Origin of the sequence: Pseudomonas sp. Je.1.5.c (assembly GCF_051129895.1) — a bacterium.
In the GTDB taxonomy this organism is placed as follows: domain Bacteria; phylum Pseudomonadota; class Gammaproteobacteria; order Pseudomonadales; family Pseudomonadaceae; genus Aquipseudomonas; species Aquipseudomonas urmiensis.
Genome location: NZ_JBCPSP010000019.1, coordinates 75,442 through 96,858, shown reverse-complemented (window position 1 = coordinate 96,858; position 21,417 = coordinate 75,442). Strand labels below are relative to the sequence as shown.

The 21,417-nt window shown below is 61.8% G+C and carries 21 protein-coding genes; 8 read left to right on the top strand and 13 right to left on the bottom strand.

All coding sequences use genetic code 11. The annotated features are described in order from the left end of the window. Positions 1-25: 25 nt before the first annotated feature. Both AAZU54_RS15555 and cbpA read right to left on the bottom strand, forming a co-directional pair. Positions 26-331, bottom strand: coding sequence for a chaperone modulator CbpM (locus AAZU54_RS15555; protein WP_186555564.1), 306 nt, complete (start codon positions 329-331; stop codon positions 26-28). A 2-nt stretch (positions 332-333) separates the two neighbouring features. Continuing rightward, complete coding sequence (gene cbpA, locus AAZU54_RS15550; protein ID WP_186555565.1) at positions 334-1,299, bottom strand: curved DNA-binding protein; 966 nt, start codon at positions 1,297-1,299, stop codon at positions 334-336. Positions 1,300-1,462: 163 nt separating this feature from the next. Between cbpA and AAZU54_RS15545 the strand changes: the two genes are divergently transcribed. Continuing rightward, positions 1,463-2,734 carry an Hsp70 family protein gene (locus AAZU54_RS15545; RefSeq protein ID WP_434727344.1) on the top strand — a complete coding sequence of 424 codons (1,272 nt, stop codon included), beginning with the start codon at positions 1,463-1,465 and terminating at the stop codon, positions 2,732-2,734. A 221-nt stretch (positions 2,735-2,955) separates the two neighbouring features. Here the strand turns inward: AAZU54_RS15545 and AAZU54_RS15540 are convergent, their stop codons facing one another. The 3 genes from AAZU54_RS15540 to AAZU54_RS15530 all read right to left on the bottom strand — a co-directional run bounded on the left by AAZU54_RS15540 (position 2,956) and on the right by AAZU54_RS15530 (position 5,167). After that, on the bottom strand, positions 2,956-3,963 hold the full coding sequence (locus AAZU54_RS15540) for an AI-2E family transporter (RefSeq protein WP_312151322.1): 1,008 nt from the start codon (positions 3,961-3,963) through the stop codon (positions 2,956-2,958). Between the two features lie 71 nt (positions 3,964-4,034). Beyond that, positions 4,035-4,307, bottom strand: coding sequence for a PsiF family protein (locus AAZU54_RS15535; RefSeq protein ID WP_186555568.1), 273 nt, complete (start codon positions 4,305-4,307; stop codon positions 4,035-4,037). 74 nt (positions 4,308-4,381) lie between these two features. Further along, positions 4,382-5,167, bottom strand: coding sequence for an AraC family transcriptional regulator (locus AAZU54_RS15530; RefSeq protein ID WP_186555569.1), 786 nt, complete (start codon positions 5,165-5,167; stop codon positions 4,382-4,384). Between the two features lie 165 nt (positions 5,168-5,332). Here AAZU54_RS15530 and AAZU54_RS15525 point away from each other — a divergent pair, with 165 nt between their 5' ends. Further along, the gene (locus tag AAZU54_RS15525; RefSeq protein ID WP_186555570.1) at positions 5,333-6,226 is read left to right on the top strand and encodes a DMT family transporter; all 894 of its coding nucleotides are present in this window, start codon (positions 5,333-5,335) and stop codon (positions 6,224-6,226) included. Here the strand turns inward: AAZU54_RS15525 and AAZU54_RS15520 are convergent. Further along, the gene (locus AAZU54_RS15520) at positions 6,207-7,097 is read right to left on the bottom strand and encodes an alpha/beta fold hydrolase (RefSeq protein WP_405130010.1); all 891 of its coding nucleotides are present in this window, start codon (positions 7,095-7,097) and stop codon (positions 6,207-6,209) included. The two genes, AAZU54_RS15525 and AAZU54_RS15520, sit on opposite strands and share 20 nt — an antisense overlap. Before the next feature lie 121 nt (positions 7,098-7,218). On the opposite strand from AAZU54_RS15520, the gene osmE reads away from it, so the two are divergent. Further along, complete coding sequence (osmE, locus tag AAZU54_RS15515; protein ID WP_186555572.1) at positions 7,219-7,560, top strand: osmotically-inducible lipoprotein OsmE; 342 nt, start codon at positions 7,219-7,221, stop codon at positions 7,558-7,560. A gap of 43 nt (positions 7,561-7,603) precedes the next feature. Beyond that, positions 7,604-8,134 carry a ferritin-like domain-containing protein gene (locus AAZU54_RS15510; RefSeq protein WP_186555573.1) on the top strand — a complete coding sequence of 177 codons (531 nt, stop codon included), beginning with the start codon at positions 7,604-7,606 and terminating at the stop codon, positions 8,132-8,134. Between the two features lie 103 nt (positions 8,135-8,237). Here AAZU54_RS15510 and AAZU54_RS15505 read toward each other — a convergent pair whose 3' ends face one another. Further along, positions 8,238-10,301 (bottom strand): AsmA family protein, encoded by a 2,064-nt coding sequence (locus AAZU54_RS15505; RefSeq protein WP_186555574.1) that lies wholly within the window; start codon positions 10,299-10,301, stop codon positions 8,238-8,240. 341 nt (positions 10,302-10,642) lie between these two features. Between AAZU54_RS15505 and AAZU54_RS15500 the strand changes: the two genes are divergently transcribed. The 3 genes from AAZU54_RS15500 (at position 10,643) to AAZU54_RS15490 (ending at position 13,148) form a co-directional block, all read left to right on the top strand. Then, positions 10,643-11,188 carry a phage infection protein gene (locus AAZU54_RS15500; protein ID WP_434727343.1) on the top strand — a complete coding sequence of 182 codons (546 nt, stop codon included), beginning with the start codon at positions 10,643-10,645 and terminating at the stop codon, positions 11,186-11,188. A 121-nt stretch (positions 11,189-11,309) separates the two neighbouring features. After that, entirely contained in the window at positions 11,310-11,942 is a 633-nt protein-coding gene (locus AAZU54_RS15495; RefSeq protein ID WP_186555576.1) for a TetR family transcriptional regulator, read from the top strand. A 96-nt stretch (positions 11,943-12,038) separates the two neighbouring features. Next, positions 12,039-13,148 carry an AGE family epimerase/isomerase gene (locus AAZU54_RS15490; protein ID WP_312151328.1) on the top strand — a complete coding sequence of 370 codons (1,110 nt, stop codon included), beginning with the start codon at positions 12,039-12,041 and terminating at the stop codon, positions 13,146-13,148. 76 nt (positions 13,149-13,224) lie between these two features. On the opposite strand, the gene AAZU54_RS15485 is transcribed toward AAZU54_RS15490, so the two are convergent. The 6 genes from AAZU54_RS15485 to AAZU54_RS15460 form a co-directional block, all read right to left on the bottom strand. Next, positions 13,225-13,992 (bottom strand): SDR family oxidoreductase, encoded by a 768-nt coding sequence (locus tag AAZU54_RS15485; RefSeq protein WP_186555578.1) that lies wholly within the window; start codon positions 13,990-13,992, stop codon positions 13,225-13,227. A 596-nt stretch (positions 13,993-14,588) separates the two neighbouring features. Beyond that, on the bottom strand, positions 14,589-15,305 hold the full coding sequence (locus AAZU54_RS15480; protein ID WP_186555579.1) for an ABC transporter ATP-binding protein: 717 nt from the start codon (positions 15,303-15,305) through the stop codon (positions 14,589-14,591). Continuing rightward, the gene (locus tag AAZU54_RS15475) at positions 15,302-16,177 is read right to left on the bottom strand and encodes an ABC transporter ATP-binding protein (protein WP_186555580.1); all 876 of its coding nucleotides are present in this window, start codon (positions 16,175-16,177) and stop codon (positions 15,302-15,304) included. The genes AAZU54_RS15480 and AAZU54_RS15475 overlap by 4 nt, the downstream gene beginning before the upstream one ends. Further along, complete coding sequence (livM, locus tag AAZU54_RS15470) at positions 16,174-17,463, bottom strand: high-affinity branched-chain amino acid ABC transporter permease LivM (protein WP_186555581.1); 1,290 nt, start codon at positions 17,461-17,463, stop codon at positions 16,174-16,176. The genes AAZU54_RS15475 and livM overlap by 4 nt, the downstream gene beginning before the upstream one ends. Positions 17,464-17,465: 2 nt before the next feature. Continuing rightward, positions 17,466-18,380 (bottom strand): ABC transporter permease subunit, encoded by a 915-nt coding sequence (locus tag AAZU54_RS15465; RefSeq protein WP_186555582.1) that lies wholly within the window; start codon positions 18,378-18,380, stop codon positions 17,466-17,468. 153 nt (positions 18,381-18,533) lie between these two features. Next, a complete protein-coding gene (locus tag AAZU54_RS15460) occupies positions 18,534-19,670 on the bottom strand; it encodes a branched-chain amino acid ABC transporter substrate-binding protein (RefSeq protein ID WP_264236776.1) in 1,137 nt (378 codons plus the stop codon). Positions 19,671-20,210: 540 nt separating this feature from the next. Here AAZU54_RS15460 and pncB point away from each other — a divergent pair. Continuing rightward, positions 20,211-21,416 carry a nicotinate phosphoribosyltransferase gene (gene pncB / locus AAZU54_RS15455; protein ID WP_186555584.1) on the top strand — a complete coding sequence of 402 codons (1,206 nt, stop codon included), beginning with the start codon at positions 20,211-20,213 and terminating at the stop codon, positions 21,414-21,416. Position 21,417 lies beyond the last annotated feature (1 nt).

The window sequence follows — 21,417 nt, the reverse complement described above, 5'->3', positions numbered from 1 at the left end:
CGCTCCCACGTGATACCAGCTGTTTCTACAGCTGGGTGAAACGCCCCAGGCGCTGCCGGAGCATGCTGTTCTCACTGCGCAGATGCTGCACTTCTTCAAGCAGCTCCAGCGCCAGCGCTACGCCTTCCCACTCCAGCTCAAGCTGATCATGCAGCTTCACCGCACGCTTGACCGTCACCGGCGCGCGGTCGTCGAACAGCCAGTCTTCAGGCGTTCGCCCTGAAGGTTCAACAATCCCATGTTCGACGATTTCGATCACACAGTCGGCCGAAAGGTTGGCTTCCTGACAGAGGGTACGCATGTCCAGTTGAACGATCAGGGTGCTGCTCATGATCAACTACTCCATTGTGTCCTCGGATTGAACGCGGCTTTCTCGGACAGCTTGCTCCACAATTCGCGGGTCTCGGCATCCGACTGGGTCGGCATGACCACCTTGAGCTGGGCATACAAGTCACCGCGCTCGCCGTGCTTGGTCGCCAGGCCCCGGCCCTTGATCCGCAGGCGCTGGCCGCTCTGGCTGTCGGGGCGGATGGTCAGGTTGATCTTGCCGCTCAGGGTCGGCACTTCAACCTTGGCACCCAGCGCAGCCTCCCACGGCGCCAGCGGCACGGTGATGATCAGGTCATGACCTTCGACATCGAACAGCGGGTGCGGTGCCATGCGAATGGTCAGGAACAAGTCGCCATTGGCGCCGCCGCCGACACCGGGCGCGCCTTGGCCTTTGAGGCGGATACGCTCGCCGTCGGCAACACCAGCTGGAATCTTGACGTTGAGGGTCTTGGTGGTGAACCCGGTACGCTGGCCGGCGCCATTGGTCTGCGGGACCTGGAAGCTGATCTGCTTGGACTCGTTATTCAGCGTCTCTTCAAGAAAGACTGCCAGCTCCAGTTCCACGTCCTGCCCTCGCCTGCCCGCGCTACGTTGTTGTTGCTGCTGGCCACGACCGAACGGGCTGCCACTCCGGGCGCCGAAGATCGAGCTGAAGAAATCCGAGAAATCGCCGCCTTCGAAGCCACCGCCAGCACCCGCACCACCCCGGCTCTGCCAGCCAGGGGGTGCCTGGAACGGCCGGCCATGTTGGCCGCCATACTTGCGGATCTCGTCGAATTCGGCGCGTTTCTGCGCGTCGCCGAGCACTTCGTAGGCCTCGTTGGCCTCTTTGAACTTGTCCTCGGCGTCGCGCTCCTTGCTGACATCGGGGTGATACTTGCGCGCCAGCTTGCGGTACGCGGCCTTGATCGCCTTGTCGTCCGCGGTGGGCTCTACGCCGAGTATCTTGTAATAGTCTTTGAAGTCCATCTATGGATCACCAATGAGAAATTGCACGTTGCTTCTGAAGATAGGGGTCAAGCATAGCCTTTCAAGGGCAGCTTGGGGTTGCTCGAGAGCAGACGACTGGTCTTGATTCTGCTGGCCACTGGCATAAACTGCGCGGCCGTTTTGCCTCCGGAAGCTATTTTTCATGTCCGACGTATCCCCGGCCCGCGCCCTGGGCATCGACTTTGGTACCTCCAACTCCACGGTCGGCTGGCACCGCCCAGGTGCCGAATCGCTGATCGCCCTGGAAAAAGGCAAGATCACCTTGCCCTCGGTGGTCTTCTTCAATATCGAGGAGCGTCGCCCGGTATACGGCCGCCTGGCCCTGCACGAGTACCTGGAAGGCTACGAAGGGCGCTTGATGCGCTCGCTCAAGAGCCTGCTCGGCTCCAAGCTGATCAAGCATGACACCAGCGTGCTCGGCACTGCGCTGCCGTTCAAGGACCTGCTGGGGATGTTCATCGGCGAGCTGAAAAAGCGTGCCGAGGCCGCTGCCGGCCGCGAGTTCGAGCAGGTGGTACTGGGCCGTCCGGTGTTCTTCGTCGATGAAGACCCGGCTGCCGACCAGGAGGCCGAGGACACCCTGGCCGACGTCGCGCGCAAGATCGGCTTCAAGGACGTGTCGTTCCAGTACGAGCCGATCGCCGCGGCCTTCGACTATGAGTCGGGCATCGACCGCGAAGAGCTGGTGCTGATCGTCGACATCGGCGGGGGTACTTCCGACTTCTCGCTGATCCGCCTGTCGCCGGAACGTCATCTGCTGGATGAGCGCCAGAGCGACATCCTCGCCACTGGCGGTGTGCACATCGGCGGGACCGACTTCGACAAACAGCTCAGCCTGCAGGGCGTGATGCCGTTGTTTGGTTATGGCAGCCGGATGAAGAGCGGCGCCCTGATGCCGACCAGCTACCACCTGAACCTGGCGACCTGGCACACCATCAACTCGGTGTACTCGCAGAAATCGCAGCTGGCGTTGGGCAGCATGCGCTATGACATCGAAGACGCGCTGGGTATCGACCGCCTGTTCAAGGTCATCGAGCAGCGTGCCGGGCACTGGCTGGCCATGGAAGTGGAAGCCAGCAAGATCGAACTGACCGAGCAGCCGAGCCGGCGCATCGACATGCGTCGGATCGAGCCAGAGCTGAGTGTGGAGCTGACGCGGGCGGTGTTCGAGGAGGCCATCGACGGTCTGCTGGAGCGGGTACGCGGCAGTGTCAGCGAGTTGCTGAACAAGGCCGGGGTCACTGAGAGCCAGGTGGATACGGTGTTCTTTACCGGTGGTTCGAGCGGGATCCCGGCGCTGCGCAACAGCGTGGCGGCGATGCTGCCCAATGCCCGGCATGTCGAAGGCAATATCTTTGGCAGCATTGGTAGTGGTCTGGCGATCGAGGCGCGCAAGCGCTACGGAACTGTCTGAGTCATTTCGCCAGTCTGTCCCGGCCTCTTCGCGGGCAAGCCCGCTCCCACAGGTTCAGCGTTGTTCTGATGATTGCGCTGAACCAAATTTCACAGGTTCAGCGTTGTTCTGATGATTGCGCTGAGCCAAATTTCACAGGCTCAGCACCGTAGTAACCGTTGCACTGAACCCTGTGGGAGCGGGCTTGCCCGCGAAGAGGCAGGTACTGACGAACTCAACCCTCAGACCAACTCAGCCCGGCGCAACTCACTCTTCAAATAGGCGTAGTAGATCGGCCCCGCCACCACCCCCGGCAAACCAAACGCCGCCTCGAACACCAGCATGGCCAAGAGCAATTCCCACGACTTGGCACTGATCTGCCCACCTACGATCCGCGCGTTGAGGAAGTACTCGACCTTGTGGATCACGATCAGATAACCCAACGCCGCCACCGCCACCCAGATCGACAGCGACAGACCAACGATGGTGATCAAGGTGTTGGACATCAAGTTGCCGATTACCGGCAGCAACCCCAGCAGGAAGGTCAACACGATCAGGGTCTTGGTCAGCGGCAGGTGCACGCCGAACATCGGCAACACCACCGCCAGGAAGATGCCGGTGAAGAAGGTGTTGAGCAGGGAAATCTTGATCTGGGCGAAAACGATATTGCGAAACGCCTTGACCAGCAGGCTCAGACGCTCGAACAGCGCGGCGGCCAGAGGTTTGCGCCGGGAAATGTCCGGGATGCGCTGCAAGGCAACGATGGCGCCGAGAATCATGCCGATCAGCAAGGTGACGAACATGTGCGCCATGCCCTTGCCTACCAGCTGCAGCTCACCCAGATGGCTCTTGAGCCAGTCACCAATCGCCACTTTGAACTCGGCCGCACTGGCCGGCAGGTAGCCTTCGATGAACGGCGGCAGCTGCCCACGGGCGCGCTCGACCAGACCCATGAACTTGTCCAACGACGCGCCAGGATTCTCCGCTTCGTGCAGCAGGAAGCTGAAAGCGCCGGCAATCAACAGGGTCAGGGTAGTGACGACCAGAGTGCCGAGCAGCGCCACGGCCAGCCAGCGCGCACGCTGCCCGGCGATCAATGGCTGCAACCTGGGGGTGAGCATGTTGACCAATTCGAAGACCAGCAGGCCGGCCAGCAGGCTCGGCAGCAACTTCAGCGGCAGCGCCAGCAGCAGGCCGGCAAACACGATGATCCAGCTGGCCAGAGTGACTTGGCGAGGGGTGAAAGTCATACAGCCTCAGGGGCAGACAGCGGAAAAGATCCGCAGTCTGCCAGCCTTCGCCCGGCAAACATAGGCGCAGGTCATTTCTTCTTCAGGCAGTCGCTCATGTAGGCCTTGCGCTCATCGCCCTTGAGCGCCTTTTCGGTCGCGGTGGCGTTGCAGCTCTTCATCTTTTCCTGCTGGGTGGCTTTCAGGCATTTGCTCATGAACGCCTTGCGCTCATCGCCCTTGAGGGTTTGCTCGGTAGCCTCGGCATTGCAGGTCTTCATTTTCTCCTGCTGGGCAGTGGCGGCGAATCCCTGTGCACTGATCAACACACCCAACACCAGCAACGGCACTTGCAGCATCTTCATGGAGTGGTCTCCTTGTCTCCGCGCCCGATGCACGGACATGCGCCTGAGTGTAGCCAACAATGCCCACCCCCTGCTCAGGCCGCGCGCGCCTGCCGGCGATACTGCTGCGGCGTGCAGTGCGCCTGGCGCTGGAACATGGCGATGAACGCCGAGGCGCTGCTGTAGCCAAGATCGAAGGCGATCGACTGGATCGGCGTGCCGGCCTCCAGCGCCTCGATCGCGCGCAAGAAGCGCAAGCGCAGCCGCCATTCACCAAAGCTCATGCCCAGCTCGCGCAGAAACTGCCGGGCCAGGGTGCGCTCGCTGACATGGATACGCGCGGCCCAGTCGGCCAAGGGGCGGTTGTCGCCTGGCTCGGCGCTGAGGGCGTCGAGAATCTGGCTCAAGCCTTCGCTGCGGGCGAACGGCAGGTAGCAGGCCTGGGTCGGCGACAGGTGCAGCTGATCGAGCAGGACTTGGGTCAGGCGCAGGTCGCACTGATCCTGGGCGACCTTGAGGTCACGACGGGCAAAATCGCTGAGGATCGCCTTGAGAATGTCGCTGATCACCAGGCTACAGGGCTGCTGCGGCAAGTCGTGGCACAGGTCGCGGTGCAAATAGACCGAGCGATAGACGATGGCCTGGGGGTTGTAGCAACCATGCTCACAGCCGGGTGGCACCCACACCGCCAGATGCGGCGGTGAGATGAAGCGCTGGCCGTCGACATCCAGGTGCATCACGCCGTGGGCGGCGTAGTTGAGCTGGCCCCAGGTGTGGCGATGGGGCGCGCTGATGGTGTCGGCGCCGAATTCGTCGTAGCGAAAGTAGACCGGGGCGGGGAGCTGGTCGAACTGGGGGATGGCGAGGTATTTGCCGGTCATTGTCTGGATCTAGGGGCAGGTTGTCTGGATGCAAGTATAGGTCTGCATACAGACAGAAGGATAATGACGGTCATCGTGGGAGCGGGCTTGCCCCGCGCTAGCGGCAGTGAACTCACCACCGCAGCCTGCTCCCACGCTCGTCGTTATCCAAAGAGCCCCAGTTACATGAACTACGCATTCCCCCTCATGGCCATCCTCATCTGGGCCGGCAACACAGTAGTCACCAAACTCTCGGCCGGCGCCATCTTCCCGGCCGAGATCGGTTTCTACCGCTGGCTGCTGGCTGGCCTGTTGTTCACCCCGTTCCTGCTGCCCAAGGTCTGGCGTAATTGGCCGGCAATCCGCCCGCACCTGGGCAAGATCTTCATCCTCGGCATCCTCGGCATGGCCCTGTACCAGAGCCTGGCCTACTTCGCCGCAGAGATCACCAGCGCCACCAACATGGGCATCATTCTCTCGCTGATGCCGTTGATGTCCCTGGCCCTGTCGATCGCCTGGCTCGGCCAGCGGTTGACCTTCGGCGCACTGCTCGGGGCACTGGTGTCCTTCGTTGGGGTCCTGGAAGTGGTGTCGGCCGGCCACCCGCTGGGGTTGCTCGATCAGGGCTTGAATCGCGGCGACTTGCTGATGCTGGTGGCGACCTTCGCCTACGCCCTGTACAGCTTCTTGCTGAAGAAGTGGCAATTGCGTTTGCCGCCGTTGCAGTTGCTGTACCTGCAAGTGCTGGTGGCGATCATCGTACTGCTGCCGCTGTTCCTGCTGTCGGCGAAAACCGGGCTCAACCCACACAACCTCAGCCTGGTGCTGTACGCCTGCGTACTGGCCTCGATGATTGCCCCACTACTGTGGATGCAGGCTGTGCATCGCCTGGGGCCGAGCCGCACGACCTTGTTCTTCAACCTGCTGCCGGTGGTGACGGCGCTGATCGCCGCCTGGGTGCTGGACGAGCAGCTGGCCGCCTATCACCTGTATGGCGGCCTGCTGACCCTGGCCGGGGTACTGCTCGCCGAGCGTTGGACCACCCCCGTACGCCGCGCCGCTACAGCCCGGCAGCCTTGAGCCGAGCGGCGTGTTCGGTGAACAGTCGCACCGGCTCGGCGCCCTTGCCGACCGCGCCCAGTGACTGGTTGACGATGTCCAGGTGATCCAGCGGATAGTCATCGCCGATCACCTGACCCAGGTGCGAGCTGTTGCGCCCGACCATGCCGTCACATTGGCCTTTCTCGCGCTCGAAGGTGCGGGCGAACAAGCGGCAGAAGCGGTTACTGCCATCGAAGCGATTACGTCCTTGATCAGTGCGCCCTGGTTGCAGGGTGCCGGACCAGGAGTAGTAGCGCACGCCATTGACTTCATATGCGCCCTCGCCACCCCACACCTCTGGCAGGCCCTGTGGATAAGCCTGGTTGAAGCGGGCCACGCCATGGTGGGTCAGCGATTGATGCGAGGCGTGCACATCGATTGGCAGTGGATCGCGGCGCCAACCGGTCTCCAGCCACACCAGCAACACCGCCAGGCCATGTAGCACGGCCTTGAGAATGCGCCCATGGGGTGAGTCGCCAGGCGCCTTATGGTCGAGATAGTCGGCCAGCTCCGAGCCATGATTGGGGCCTGCGACCGAGGTTACCGAAGCCACCCGGTCTGGCCGCTTGGCCGCCGCATAGCGGGCGCTGAGCGCACCCTGACTATGACCGATCAAGTTGACCCGCTCAGCCCCGGTGCGCTGGCAGATGTCCTCGATGATCGCCAGCAACTGCTCCCCGCGCACTTCGCTCGAATGCAGCGGCGACACCTGCACCGGTAACACCTGCGCGCCACCTTTGCGCAACGCGGCGACGATGCCAAACCAATAGGGATAGAGCAGCAGCCGCACAAAACCGAGCATTCCCGGCACCAGCACCAACGGGTAACGCGTGGCCAGATCCTGGTTCATCGCCCATCCCTCTCCATGGTCAGTCGGCCAACACTAGCGCCATGTCGATGAACATCGCAATCGAACTCCTGGCGCGTCGTGCGGTTCCAAACCAAACAGACCCTGAGCAAGGAGCGGGACCATGTACAAGCAGACCCTGGCAATCCTTCTGGCCAGCGCCACCCTGGCCGCCTGCGGCAGCCGCCCAGAGAACCCGGTCGACTACGTCACCTACCGCGATGAACCGCTGGTCAAGCAGGTGGAACACGGCATGACCATGCAGAAGGTGATTGCCATCGGCGGCAGCCCATCGAATGTCATCGATCTGCCCCATGGCGGCACCTGCAACGACTACATCCTCAACCGCGACGGCCACCAACAGCCCTACTACGTGCGTTTCGATGCCACTGGCCATGTCGATGCGAAGGGCTTCAAGACCTGCAAGCAACGAGAAGAGGACAAGGAAGCCGTGCCCGGCGCCTAAGCCCTCCTGACACCCTGACCACCCTGAATCTTCGGAGATAACCATGAGCAACGTTGAACTGACCGATGTGAAAACCCTGCGCGAGCGTGCCCGCCAGCATGTCGAGCAAGGGGCGGTGACCGAGGGCTACAGCGCTGATCGCGAGAAGATCCTGCGTGTGCTCAACGAGTCACTGGCAACCGAGCTGGTGTGTGTCCTGCGCTACAAGCGCCATTACTTCATGGCCAGTGGCATCAAGGCCAGCGTTGCTGCCGCGGAGTTTCTCGAGCACGCCAACCAAGAATCGGAGCATGCCGACAAGCTGGCTGAGCGGATCGTCCAGCTGGGCGGCGAGCCGGACTTCAATCCGGATAACCTGAGCAAGAACTCCCATGCACAGTACGTGGCGGGTAACTCGCTGAAGGAAATGGTGCTGGAAGACCTGGTGGCTGAACGCATCGCGATCGATAGCTATCGCGAGATCATTCAGTTCATTGGTGAGAGTGACCCGACTACTCGGCGGATCTTCGAGGACATCCTGGCGCAGGAAGAAGAGCACGCTGATGACATGGCGGATCTGCTCCAAGGCCTTTGATTCAAACCCTTACGTGGGAGCGGGCTTGCCCCGCGATAGCGTCGGTGAGTTCACCATCGCTATCGCGGAGCAAGCCCGCTTTCACGTATGAGTAAGATTCGCTTCACTTCTTGGCTTTGACCGCCGCCGGCGCCTTCCCAGCCCGCATCTGCTCCAGTAGCGGCGTACACTGATTGGGCACATCGCCACTCGGCGCAATCAGCGCCAGCAACCCCGCCGCAGGCCCTACAGCAAGCCCCAACGCCACCATCCCTACTCCACGCAATGCCAGCGGCACCGCCTGCACGCCAGCATTGGGTTTGGCAAACGGCCCGCGCACGTACAAGGGCGAGCGCAGCGAGAACAAGCGCACCCCTTTCGACTCCGGGGTGATCTTCAGATCCAGCTGCTCGCTGGCAAAGTTAGCCGTGCCATTGACGTAGATGATCGCGTTCTCGGTATCGAAGACGAACAGCCGGGTGGTCGCCAGGCCATCCTTGATACCGACATCCGCCGCGGCGCAGTTGATCTTCACATCCTTGTCGCCAAACAACTTGTCGACCACATAGTTACCCACGTTCAGCCCGGCGATCTCCATCAGGCTGCGGCTGATCGCGCCATCGTTGATCAGCAGGCGCAGATCGCCGTTGGAAGTACCCAGCAGGGCCGCCACCGAATTGCCCCGGCCACTCAAGTCGGCATCGCCATTGAGCTCACCAAAGCTGGTCTGCATCGGCGCAAAGCTGGGGAACAATTGCTTGAGCTTGAAGCCCCGGGCAGTGAGCTTGGCTCGGCCCTGCAAGGGCACGCTGCGCCCGTCCAGGCGGATGTTAGAAGCCAGGTTGCCACCTGCCACGCCAAAGCGCAGCGGCTCCAGGCGCAGCACGCCGTCTTCCAGCAGGACATGGGCCGAGAGGTCGTTGAAGGGCAATTGCTCGCTGTGCACGATGCGCTTGCCGCTGAAGCTGACGTCAGCGTCCATGGCGCGCCAGCGTTCGGTGCGAAACTCTTCTACCGGCAGCACCTTGCCGGTGGGCTGCTTGCTGGCTCCGCCACGGGCCTTCTGCTCGGCGTTGGAGTCAGCGCCGATCAGCGGCGCCAGGTCCTTGAACAACAGTTGGTTGGAGACCAGCTTGCCAGTCAACTTCGGCCGCGGTTGGCTGGCGACGAAGGCCAGGTCACCATGGATGTCACTGTCGCCGATCTTGCCGTTGAAGCCTTCGTAGCTGAACCGCGCGCCTTCAGGCGCATGCAGGTTGGCAAGCAAGTGGCCGTCGGTGGAATAGGCCGGGGTATCCGGCAGGGTCACGCCGGTCAGCGGGTAGAGATTGCCCAGGCTGCTGCCCGCCAGGCGCAGGCGCAGGTCGAGCGCGCCCAGGTTGCGCGGGTCGGTGAGGGTACCGGCGAGCACTACATGGGTGTCGGCAATGCGCACATCCGCTTGCAGCGGGAACGGCTGGCTGGCGTCCTGCAGGGCCAGCAGGCCACCGATCTTGCCGGTACCGGACACCGGCTGGCCCTTGTAGCGGCCTTGCGCCTTGAGGCCGAAGGCATAGTCCTGGGCGCCACCGGCTTTCTCGGCGCTGGCCTTGCCAACGATCTCGCTGAACGGGATTGGCTTGCCCAGTGGATCGATCTGCACCTTCATGCTGGTTTTCAGGGTCTGGTCATCGAAGCTGACGTTGCCCTGGTCGAAACCGATGGCGCCGATGTCCAGTACCCATTTCGACGGCTCGGCGTTTTCATCTTTCGGGCCGAAATCGAAGGTCCAATTAGCACGGCCATCGGCCAGCCGATTGAGGCTGGCTGTGGGCTTGGTCAGGTCGATGCGCGGAATGACGATCTGCTGGAACATCAGCGGTAACGGCGAGAGACGGAATTCGACCTTCTCCAAGCCGACCATGGTGGGCTCCTTGAGCCAGTCGGGGTTGCCCAGGGTCAGGTCTTCGGCGATGAAGTGCGGCCAGGGCACCCAGGCTCGCCAACCGCCCTCTTCAGGCTCGGTGCGCCACTGCACAGCGAGGTTGCCGTTGATCGCGAAGGGCCGGTGCAGGGCCTCGGAAACCTTCTCGTTGAGCAGCGGCTTGGCGCGATTCCAATCGAACGTGGCGATGACCACCACCAGTATCGCCAGCACGGTGATCAGGCTGGTGAAGATCCAGGTGAAGATTCTGGCAGGGCGCGTCATTGCGTAATTCTCCTGACTGCATGGCACAAGGCGGGCACGACGATGGCACTTAGTATGTCGGACTGATGAAAAGCTGCGGGGTTTAATCGAACAACCCATGATAACCAAGAATTTCCTGACACCCCTCTCAGCTTTTGGTCTGTTCCCGGCTCGGCTGTTACCCATCGGGCCAACCATCAAATTGCCACCTCGGCCTCAGAAACACGCGAGATAGAAGGGTCGCAACTGAGTATCAATACCGTCGATTGTTACCATTAGCCTTATGAACTTTTCTCTGGAGTTACCGGGAGTAGCATTGGCTTCGTACCCACTTTCCAGCCCCCCAGAGGAGCACCGAAATCATGAAACGCCATCTGCTGCTGAGCCTGACCCTTTCCATCGCCGCCGCCAACGCCTTCGCCCTGCCCGCTCAGGATCAACACCTGACCGCCGAATCGCGTTCGAGCTCGGCTACAGTTGCGCAACCGCTGAACACCTTGGCCGAAGGTGGCGCTGAACGCTTGCAGGAACGTGCAGCGCGCGTTGCCGAAGGTGGTTCGGATCGCCTGATCGAACGCACTGGCCGGGTTGCCGAAGGTGGTTCGGATCGTCTGATCGAACGCACTGGCCGGGTTGCCGAAGGTGGTTCGGATCGCCTGATCGAACGCACTGGCCGGGTTGCCGAAGGTGGCTCGGATCGCCTGATCGAACGCACTGGCCGGGTTGCCGAAGGTGGTTCGGATCGCCTGATCGAACGCACTGGCCGGTTTGCCGAAGGTGGCTCGGATCGTCTGATCGAACGCACTGGCCGGGTTGCCGAGGGTGGTTCGGATCGCCTGATCGAACGCACTGGCCGGGTTGCCGAAGGTGGCTCGGATCGTCTGGTCGAAATCAGCCGCATGAGCTGATCACCATGGCCGAAAAGAACAACCCTCGACACTGCGCCTGCTATCCTCCAAGCCCGGTCCATTGACCGGGCTTTGTTTTTTTATCCAGAATGCCCAGCCGTACAGTCACAGAATCCTGCCCATGCTGCCGCGCGCCGAACAGAAGCTCCAGACCCGCCAGGCCCTGCTCGATGCCGCCTGCCAGTTGATGGAAAGTGGCCGCGGGTTCGGCAGCATCAGCCTGCGCGAAGTGGCCAAGACCGCTGGCATCGTGCCAACTGGCTTCTATCGACACTTCCCGGACATGGACGCCCTCGGTCTGGCGCTGGTCGAAGAGGTCGACGCTACCTTCCGCCACGCCATCCGCCTGGTGCGACAAAACGAATTCGAGCTGGGTGGCATTACCGATGCCTCGGTGCGGATCTTCCTCGACATGGTTGCTGCCCACCGCGCCCAGTTCCTGTTCCTCGCCCGCGAGCAATACGGCGGTTCGCAGCCGGTGCGCCAGGCCATCGCCAGGTTGCGCCAGGACATCAGCTCGGACCTGGCCACCGACCTCGGCCTGATGCCACGCTGGAAGCATCTGGACGCAGCCGCGCTGAGCGTGATGGCCGATCTGGTGGTCAAGACCGTGTTCGCCACCCTGCCCGAACTGATCGACAGCCCCGACCCGCTGGACCCGCAGCCGCTGACCGCGCAGGAAAAGATCACTCAACAGCTGCGCTTCATCTTTGTCGGTGCGCGCCATTGGCAGGGACTTAGCCCTTCGCCTTGAAGCAGACATCTTCGCCCCTTGCATGCGCCTGAGAATCAAGAGTCATTCACCAGTTCTGCTACCATGGCGCACTGCCCGATTGCGACGAGCGCTTCCATGTCCGACCCCCGCCCCACCCTGCCCGAGCTGACCACCCGCCTGGCCCGCTTCCGCCAGCATTTTGCCGAGCGCATCGTGCCGCTGTGGCAAGGTCCGGGGTGGAATGCCGAGCTGGCGCTGCCCTTTGAGGCGCTCGACGCACAGCACCAGCCGCTGCCGGTACAGCGCTACCGCGCCATGGCCGTCGCTCGTCAGCTGTACCTGTTCAGCAGCCGCATCGAGCAACCGGGCGCGGCCGAGCGGGCCGCAACCCTGTTGCGTTCCCTGCAACGGCACTTTCACGACGCCGAACACGGCGGATGGTTCTACAGCATCGACGCCGCCGGCCAGCCACTGGACCGCCGCAAAGACTTGTACACCCACGCCTTCATCGTCTTCGCCTGTGCCCATTACTGGGGCAAGGTGCGCGAGAGTCTGGTCGAGTCCACGCTCAACGCCGCGCTGGAAATCGTCGCCGAGCGCTTCGCTCGCGACGACGGCTTGTATGAAGCGAGCCTTGCCGAAGACTGGTCGGACCTGGGCAGCGGCCCATTGCAAAATCCACAGATGCACTTGGCCGAAGCCTTCCTGCAGACCTTGCAAGTACGTGACGACCCAGCTGTTCAGCAGGCCTTGCTGCAGCTGTGCGAGGCGCTGCAAACGCACTTCATCGAGCCTGAACAGGGCCTGATGCTGGAAAAACCGCGCGGCGCTGTGGATAACTGGTTCGAGCCGGGCCATCAGTTCGAATGGTTCTACCTGCTCGATACCTCGCCACTGCTGCGTGACAGCCCGCTGCACGCGTCCATCAGCCGGGCATTCGGCTATGCCGAGCAGCATGGGGTGAAGGATTCAGCGGTACTGGCGATGCTGGATGTCGAGGGCAAGGTCATCGACCCAACCCAACGCATTTGGGCCAAGGCGGAATATCTGCGGGCATTGGCCTTGCGTGCAGACAGTGATGGCAAGTTGCTGGAGCAGTTGGTCGCGCTGGAAGAGCAATTCCTGCACGCCGGTGGCTGGAACGAATGCCTGGATGCCAGCGGCACCGTCAGCCGGCATGACATGCCGTCGACTACGCCTTATCACTTGGCCACTTGCCTGGAAGGCTTGCAGCGGTTGAGCTGAAGCCATCGCGGGGCAAGTCCGCTCCAGGGTGTCGCTATCCCTGTCGGAGCGGGCTTGCCCCGCGATGGCCTTAAGATCAGCCCTTGGCCGAACGATCGATCGAGAACCCGGCCCAATCCTGGCTCACTGGCATCAACTCCAGGCTGTTGATGTTGATGTGCGCCGGCTGATTGAGAATCCAGAAGATGGTCTCGGCGATGTCCTGCGGCTGGATCGCTTCGGCGCCAGCGTAGGTGGCGTCGTACTTGGCCTGGTCGCCACCAAAACGTACCAGCGAGAACTCACTTTCGCACAGCCCCGGCTCGATGTTGCTGACGCGCACGCCCGTGCCGCGCAGGTCGCAGCGCAGGCTCAGCGAGAACTGGCCGACGAAAGCCTTGGTGCCGCCATACACGTGGCTGCCCGGATACGGATAGTTGCCAGCCACCGAGCCGACGTTGAGGATCGACGCACCGCGACCATGGGCGATCAGCCGTGGCAGCAGCAAGCGGGTGGTGTACATCAGGCCTTTGATGTTGGTGTCGACCATGGTTTCCCAATCGTCCAGGTCGCACTTCTGCGCCGGGTCCGCGCCCAGCGCCAGGCCTGCGTTGTTGACCAGCCCGCGCAGCTTGTCGAAGGCCGGCGGCAGGTTTGCGATGGCTTGCTCCATGGCCGCGCGATCACGCACGTCGACAACGATGCCATGCACTTCGGTCTTGGCCGAGAGTTCGGCACACAGCGCGTCCAGGCGCTCTTTACGACGGCCAGTCAGGACCAGTTTCCAGCCGGCATCGGCAAACAGGCGGGCCGTCGCCTCGCCAAAACCGGAAGTGGCGCCTGTGATGAATACGGTGGACGTCATGCTGTTCTCCTTCGCAATAAGGGGGTCGTCGACAGGCCTTGAAGCATGCCCGCCACTGGCGACGCCAGCAAGCCGTTTTGCACCCTGCTCAAAAAACATCCAAACCTGGCAAAGCCTTGTAGCAGAGGGGACCGCGCGGGCTATGCGCATGTTATCCACAGGGCTTTCCCCACAGAATGGGGGCAACTTGTCAGGGGATTGAATGGATTTTCAAGCAAGCGCCCTGGGGATATCTCATCGCTGATGGCGCAAGGCTTTCAGCAGTGCCGCTTGCAGCAGTCTGTCCAAGGCTTTTGCACAGAGTTATCCACAGATATTTGGCGTTTGGTGAGAGCCCGCGAAGGGGTAAGTTATCCCATGAAAATCAAGCACAAGCAGCGCTTGATCAAAAAACGAACAGATCTTTGCAGGCCTTGATAATCGTGGCTCACAGCGGAGTGCCACCATGTTTTCCACAGGCGGTTCCACATTATCCGGGGACAGTTTTGTGCCTGTGGAAACAATGACTTGGAGCGGGGTTCTGAGGTGGCTCTGGCGAGATATGCGACAAGTTGTCCACATGGGCGTTGGAATGGGGCCGCAAGCGGCCCCAAACCTCAGTGCCCGCCCAGATAAGCGTTACGCACCTCTTCGTTGACCAACAACTCCTGCCCCGTGCCGGTCATGCGAATCTGCCCGTTGACCATCACATAGGCGCGGTCCGACAGCTTCAGCGCATGGTTGGCGTTCTGCTCGACCAGAAAGATGGTCATGCCGGTCTTGGCCAGCTCACGCAAGGTGGCAAAGATCTGCTTGACCACGATCGGCGCCAACCCCAAAGACGGCTCATCGAGCAACAGCAACTTGGGCCGGCTCATCAACGCTCGGGCAATCGCCAACATCTGCTGTTCACCACCGGACATGGTCATGGCGCGTTGGGTCCGCCGCTCTTTCAAGCGTGGAAACAGCTCGTACATGCGCTGCATATCCTCGGCGGCATACTTATCCCCAATGGGAATGGTGCCCATCATCAGGTTTTCCTCGACGGTCATGTCGGGGAACACCCGCCGCCCTTCCGGCGACTGGGCAATGCCGTTGGAGGCGATGTAGTGCGACGACTTGCGGGTGATATCGGTGCCACGGTAGACGATCTGCCCAGACGCCGCGCGCGGCTGGCCGAAGATCGACATCAGCAAGGTCGACTTGCCCGCGCCGTTGGCGCCGATCAGGCTGACCGTCTCGCCCTCGTTGATGTGCATCGAGACTTTCTTCAGCGCCTGGATTGGCCCGTAGAACACGTCCAGGTCCTTCAGTTCGAGAATGGGTGCACTCATACCAGTTCCTCTTCGTCTGCACCCAGGTAGGCGGCGATCACAGTCGGGTTGTGGCGGATTTCCTGCGGGGCGCCTTCGGCGATGACGTTGCCGTGGTCGAGTACCACGATGTGGTCGGAGATACTCATGACCATGCCCATGTCATGCTCGATCAGCACCACGGTAATATCGTGCTCATCACGCAGCACGCGGATCATGCGGCTGAGCGCCTCGGTCTCCTGCGGGTTGAGGCCGGCGGCGGGTTCGTCCAGGCAGATGATCTTCGGCCGCGTGCACATGGCCCGGGCGATCTCCAGGCGGCGTTGTTGACCGTAGGACAGTTCGCCCGCCAGGCGGTTGGCGCAGTCGACCAGATCGACCACTTCCAGCCAGTAGAAGGCGTGATCCAGAGCATCGCTTTCGGCCTTGCGATAACTCTTGGTGTTGAGCACCCCGGCCAGCAGATTGCGGTTGACCCACATGTGCTGGGCCACCAACAGGTTCTCCACCACCGACATTTCCTTGAACAGGCGAATGTTCTGGAAGGTCCGCGCCAAGCCTGCGCGATTGACCAGATGGGTGCCGCCGAACATCTTGTAGTACAGGCGGTTGGCAAAGCGCGCAGGCGAGACGAAGTCGGTTGGTTGGAAGCGCTCGCCGAGCAGCTGGATCACGTCGGTGCGGTTACCCCGCACATTCAGCTCGATGCGTCCGCCACTGGCCTTGTAGAAGCCGGTCAGGCAGTTGAACACGGTGGTCTTGCCAGCGCCGTTGGGGCCGATCAAGGCGAAGATCTGGTTGCGCTTGACCTGCAGGCTGACATCGCTGAGCGCCTTGATGCCGCCGAACTGCATCATCAGGTGTTCGACCGAAAGAATGATTTCGTCGCTCATGGCGCCACTCCTTTACGCGGGACTACCCCGGTGCGGCTGATGCGGATCAGCCCACGCGGTCGCCAGATCATCATCAGCACCATCAGCACGCCGAACAGCAGTACCCGGTATTCGGAGAAACTGCGCAGCAGCTCAGGTGCCACGGTCAGCACGAATGCGGCGATGACCACGCCAACGGTCGAACCCATGCCGCCGAGTACGACGATCGCCAGGATCAGCGCCGACTCGAAGAAGGTGAACGAGGACGGGTTGACGAAGCCTTGGTAGGTGGCGAAGAACACCCCGGCAAGGCCAGCCGTGGACGCACCGATGGTGAACGCCGAAAGCTTGACCAGCACGTGGTTCAGCCCCATCGAGCGGCAGGCGATCTCGTCTTCGCGCAGCGCCTCCCAGGCGCGCCCGACCGGCATGCGGGTCAGTCGATGCTTGATGTACAGCACCGCCAGCACCACCAGGAACAGCACGATGTAGATGAACAGGAATTTGATGTTGGGGTTGTAGTCGATCCCGAAGAACTCGTGAAACGGCACCCCGCCGTCCTTGGCCCGGCGACCGAACTCAAGGCCCAGGAACGTTGGCGACGGCGCCGGCATGCCGTTCGGCCCACCGGTGAATGACAGCCAGTTGTTCAGCACCAGCCGGATGATCTCGCCAAAGCCCAGGGTCACGATGGCCAGGTAGTCACCGTGCATGCGCAGCACCGGGAAGCCCAATATGCAGCCGGCGAGCGCCGCTGCGATGGCCGCCAGCGGCAGCACGCTCCAGAAGCCCAGGCCCAGGTACTGGTAGCCCAGCGCCAGGCCATAAGCGCCGATGGCATAGAACGCCACATAGCCCAGGTCGAGCAGACCGGCCAGACCGACCACGATGTTCAAGCCCAAACCCAGCAACACGTAGATCAGGCCGAGGATGACCACAGTCAGCAGATATTTGTTGGCGAAGATCGGGAACACGATCGCGATCACGATCAGCGCCGGGATGACGTAGCGCAGCCGCGACTTGTAGTCGGGCGCCAGCACATGCACGCCCGAGCCGCCACTTTCAAAGCCTTGCAGCATGCGCTGGCCGGTGCCGCTCTGGAAGAACACGCTAAGCAGGAAGCGCCCCGCCATCACCCCGCCGACCAGCCAGGCCACGCGGCTTGGCTCGGCATTGAAGGTGTAGCCATCGAGCACCACGCCGACCACCGGGCCGAACACGATCAGTGCCAGCAAGCCCGCGACGATGGTCTCCAGCAGGCTGCGTTTGATATCGAAACCGGAAGAAGCAGTATTGGCAGTGGACATGTTCACACCTTAGCCACGAGCGGGCGACCCAGCAGGCCTTGGGGACGGAAGATGAGGATCAGCACCAGCAGCGAGAAGCTGAACACGTCCTTGTAGTCGGAGTTGATCAGGCCGGAGAACAGCGACTCGGAGATCCCCAGGATGATCCCGCCGAGCATGGCGCCGGGCAGCGAGCCGATCCCACCGAGTACGGCGGCGGTGAAGGCCTTGATGCCGATGATGAAGCCGGCATAGAAGTCGAAGGTGCCGTAGTTCATGGTGATCAGCACGCCGGCCAGGGCGGCCATCACCGCACCGATGACGAACACATAGGAGATCACCCGGTCGGTGTTGATGCCCAGGATCGAGGCCATCTTGCGGTCTTGCTGAGTGGCGCGGCACATACGCCCAAGCTTGGTGTACTTGATCACGTAGGTCAGCAGGGCCATGCCGGCGAAGGCGGCGATGAGGATGAAGATCTTGGTGTAGGTCAGCTGCACGAAGCCGGTGCCGACTTCGACGCGCCAGGCGCCTTCAAGCAGGGTTGGCACGCCTTGCTGGCGAGCGCCCTGGCTGATCTGCGCGTAGTTCTGCAGAATCAGCGAGATCCCGATGGCGCTGATCAGCGGCGCCAGGCGGGTGGAGTTACGCAGGGGTTTGTAGGCGATGCGCTCGATGGTGAAGCCGTAGACGCCGGTGACCACCACGGTGAACAACAGCGTGCCGAGCATCAGCAGCGGGAAGGACTCGATACCGAAATAAGCCAGCAATGCCAGGCTGATCGCCGCGAGGTACGCGGAGATCATGTACACCTCGCCGTGCGCGAAGTTGATCATGCCGATAATGCCATAGACCATTGTGTAGCCGATGGCGATCAGGCCATAGACCGACCCGAGGGTCAGACCATTGACCAGTTGCTGCAGGAAAATACCATCCATAACGCAATCTCGCTGAGTGAGATTGCACGAGCGCCGACCACGGCGGGCCTGGCATACAGCGGCCCTCGCAGCGCAGAACTGGTGCACATCTACGGATAAAGACAGGTACCGCGGGGCGTCGGCCCGGACGGCTGTCCGGGCCTTGGGCCTTTATTATTTTTGTTTATCCAGCTGGTGGTACTTGCCGTTGGCATCCCACTGGTAGACCACGTAGTCAGAGACGGTCAGGTCACCCTTGCTGTCCCACTTCTTCTCGCCCATGACGGTCTGCACCGGGTTGGCCTTGAGCCACTTGGCAGCGTCTTCACCCTTGTTTGACTTGGCGCCGTTGAACGCGGCGGCGAGCGCCTGGACCGAGGCGTAGGCGTACAGGGTGTAGCCTTCAGGCTCGGTGCCGGCTTTGCGGAACTCTTCCACCACCGCCTTGCTGTCTGGCAGCAGACGCGGGTCGGCGCCGAAGGTCATGTACACGCCATTGGTGTATTGAGCGCCACCTGCGGTGGACACCAGTTCGTCGGTGACGATGCCGTCATCGGACATGAACGCCACATCCTTCAGGCCTGCTTCACGCAGTTGGCGCACCAGTGGACCGGCTTCCGGGTGCAGGCCACCGAAGTAGACGACATCGGCGCCAGCGCCGCGGATCTTGGTGACCACTGCGCTGAAGTCTTTCTCGCCACGGGTCAGGCCTTCGTACAGCACCGGCTTGACGCCACGCTTCTCCAGCTGCGCCTTGGTTGCGTCGGCCAGGCCTTGGCCGTAGGTGTCCTTGTCGTGCAGGACTACGACTTTCTTGCCCTTGAGCACGTCGACGATGTAGTCACCGGCAACGATACCCTGCTGGTCGTCACGGCCACACATGCGGAACATCGCCGACAGGCCGCGCTCGGTGACCTGCGGGTTGGTCGAACCTGGGGTGATGGCGATGACACCGGCTTCGTCATACACCTCCGATGCCGGAATGGTGTTGGACGAGCAGAAGTGTCCGACCACACCGACCACCTTGTCCTGGTCGACCAGGCGGTTGGCCACGGCCACGGCCTGTTTCGGCTCGCAGGCGTCGTCGCCTTTTACCAGTTGGATTTTCTCGCCATTGACGCCACCTGCGGCGTTGATCTTGTCAGCCGCTGCTTGCGCACCTTTCATGTATTGCTCGCCAAACGCTGCGTTGGCACCAGTCATTGGGCCTGCGACGCCGATCTTGATGTCGGCCTGAACATACGAAGAAACACCCAGTGCCGTAGCTACGGCCAGAGCCAGGAAACCTTTCTTGTAAAACGTCTGCGACATGAGGTGGTGCTCCTAGAGTTTTTTTTAGTTGGCACTACAACTTTCAGCGCCTTGCTCCGAGCAAGGGCCGTGCCATTGGTTTTGGATTTCGAGCAAACACACTGGGCAGGCTGGTTAGAGGCGACCGGCGGGCTTTCGTTATTGAGCGTGCAACCGTCTGGCATAGGTAAGGCGCCACCACGCGATCACGAAAGGAGCAACCATCGAGTGCCATCATTGCAACCTCGACAAGTGTTAACGTGCAACCAGCCTGTAACAGCAGACGTCACCGAAGTGCACACAGCTGGTGCGCGACTGCTACGGGGGGCACTGTTTCAAGGCTAGCTGGTGCTGGCAGAATCATCCGGCTTTTGGCATTTACAGCCCTATCGCGGGGCCAGCCCGCTCCCACGCGCAATGCTTTTTGGCCTATTGCCGGGTGCGGGCTTGCTCCGCGATAGGGCTGCGGTTACTCACTTTGCGCGCAAAGGCTGGCACAATGGCCGCCATTCCCGCGCGCTTGCGCCGTTTTCAGCGAGCGCCGCCGACCTGGAGCCTTCCATGAGCGAGAGCGCATTCGCCGAGCGCATCGTGCACAACCTGCTCGACACCGACTTCTACAAGCTGACGATGATGCAGGCGGTGCTGCACAACTATCCGGATGCCGACGTCGAATGGGAGTTTCGCTGCCGCAACGGCGAAGACCTGCGCCCCTATCTGGATGAGATCCGCAATCAGATCGAGCTGCTCAGCGAGATGACCCTGGATGATGGCCAGGCCGAGTTTCTTGAGCGCATCAGCTTCCTCAAACCGGATTTTTTGCGCTTTCTGCGGCTGTTCCGCTTCAACCTGCGCTACCTGCGCCTGGGCATCGAGAACGACCAGCTGAGCCTGCGCCTGCGCGGCCCTTGGCTGCATGTGATGCTGTTCGAAGTGCCTCTACTGGCGATCATCAGCGAGGTGCGCAACCGCCACCTGCACCCACGCATGCGCCTGAGCGATGCCCGCGATCAGCTCTATCGCAAGTTCGACTGGCTGCAAGCGCATGCCAGCGCCGATGAACTGGCCGAGCTGCAGGTAGCCGATTTCGGCACCCGCCGGCGCTTCTCCAGCCGCGTCCAGGAAGAGGTGGTACGGGTGCTGCGCGATGATTTCCCGGCACGCTTCGTCGGCACCAGCAACGTCAACCTGGCATGGAAACTGGATATCAAGCCGTTGGGCACCATGGCCCACGAGTGGATCATGGCCCACCAGCAGCTCGGCCCACGGCTGATCGACAGCCAGATCGCCGCGCTGGACTGCTGGGTTCGCGAGTACCGCGGATTGCTCGGCATCGCCCTGACCGATTGCATCACCATGGATGCCTTCCTGCGCGATTTCGACCTGTACTTTGCCAAGCTGTTCGATGGCCTGCGCCACGACTCGGGTGAACCCGTGGCCTGGGCGGAAAAAGCCATCGCCCATTACCAGCAACTGGGTATCGACCCGATGACCAAGACCCTGGTGTTCTCCGATGGCCTCAACCTGACCCGCTCGCTGGAGATCTTCCGCGCCTTGCGCGGGCGCATCAACGTCAGTTTTGGTATCGGCACCAACCTGACCTGCGACCTACCTGGAGTGGCGCCGATGAACATCGTGCTTAAAATGACCGACTGCAATGGCTCGCCGGTGGCGAAGATCTCCGACGAAGCCGCCAAGACCCAATGCCGTGACGAGAACTTCGTCGCCTACATGCGCCACGTTTTCAAAGTCCCCCACAAGGAGTAAT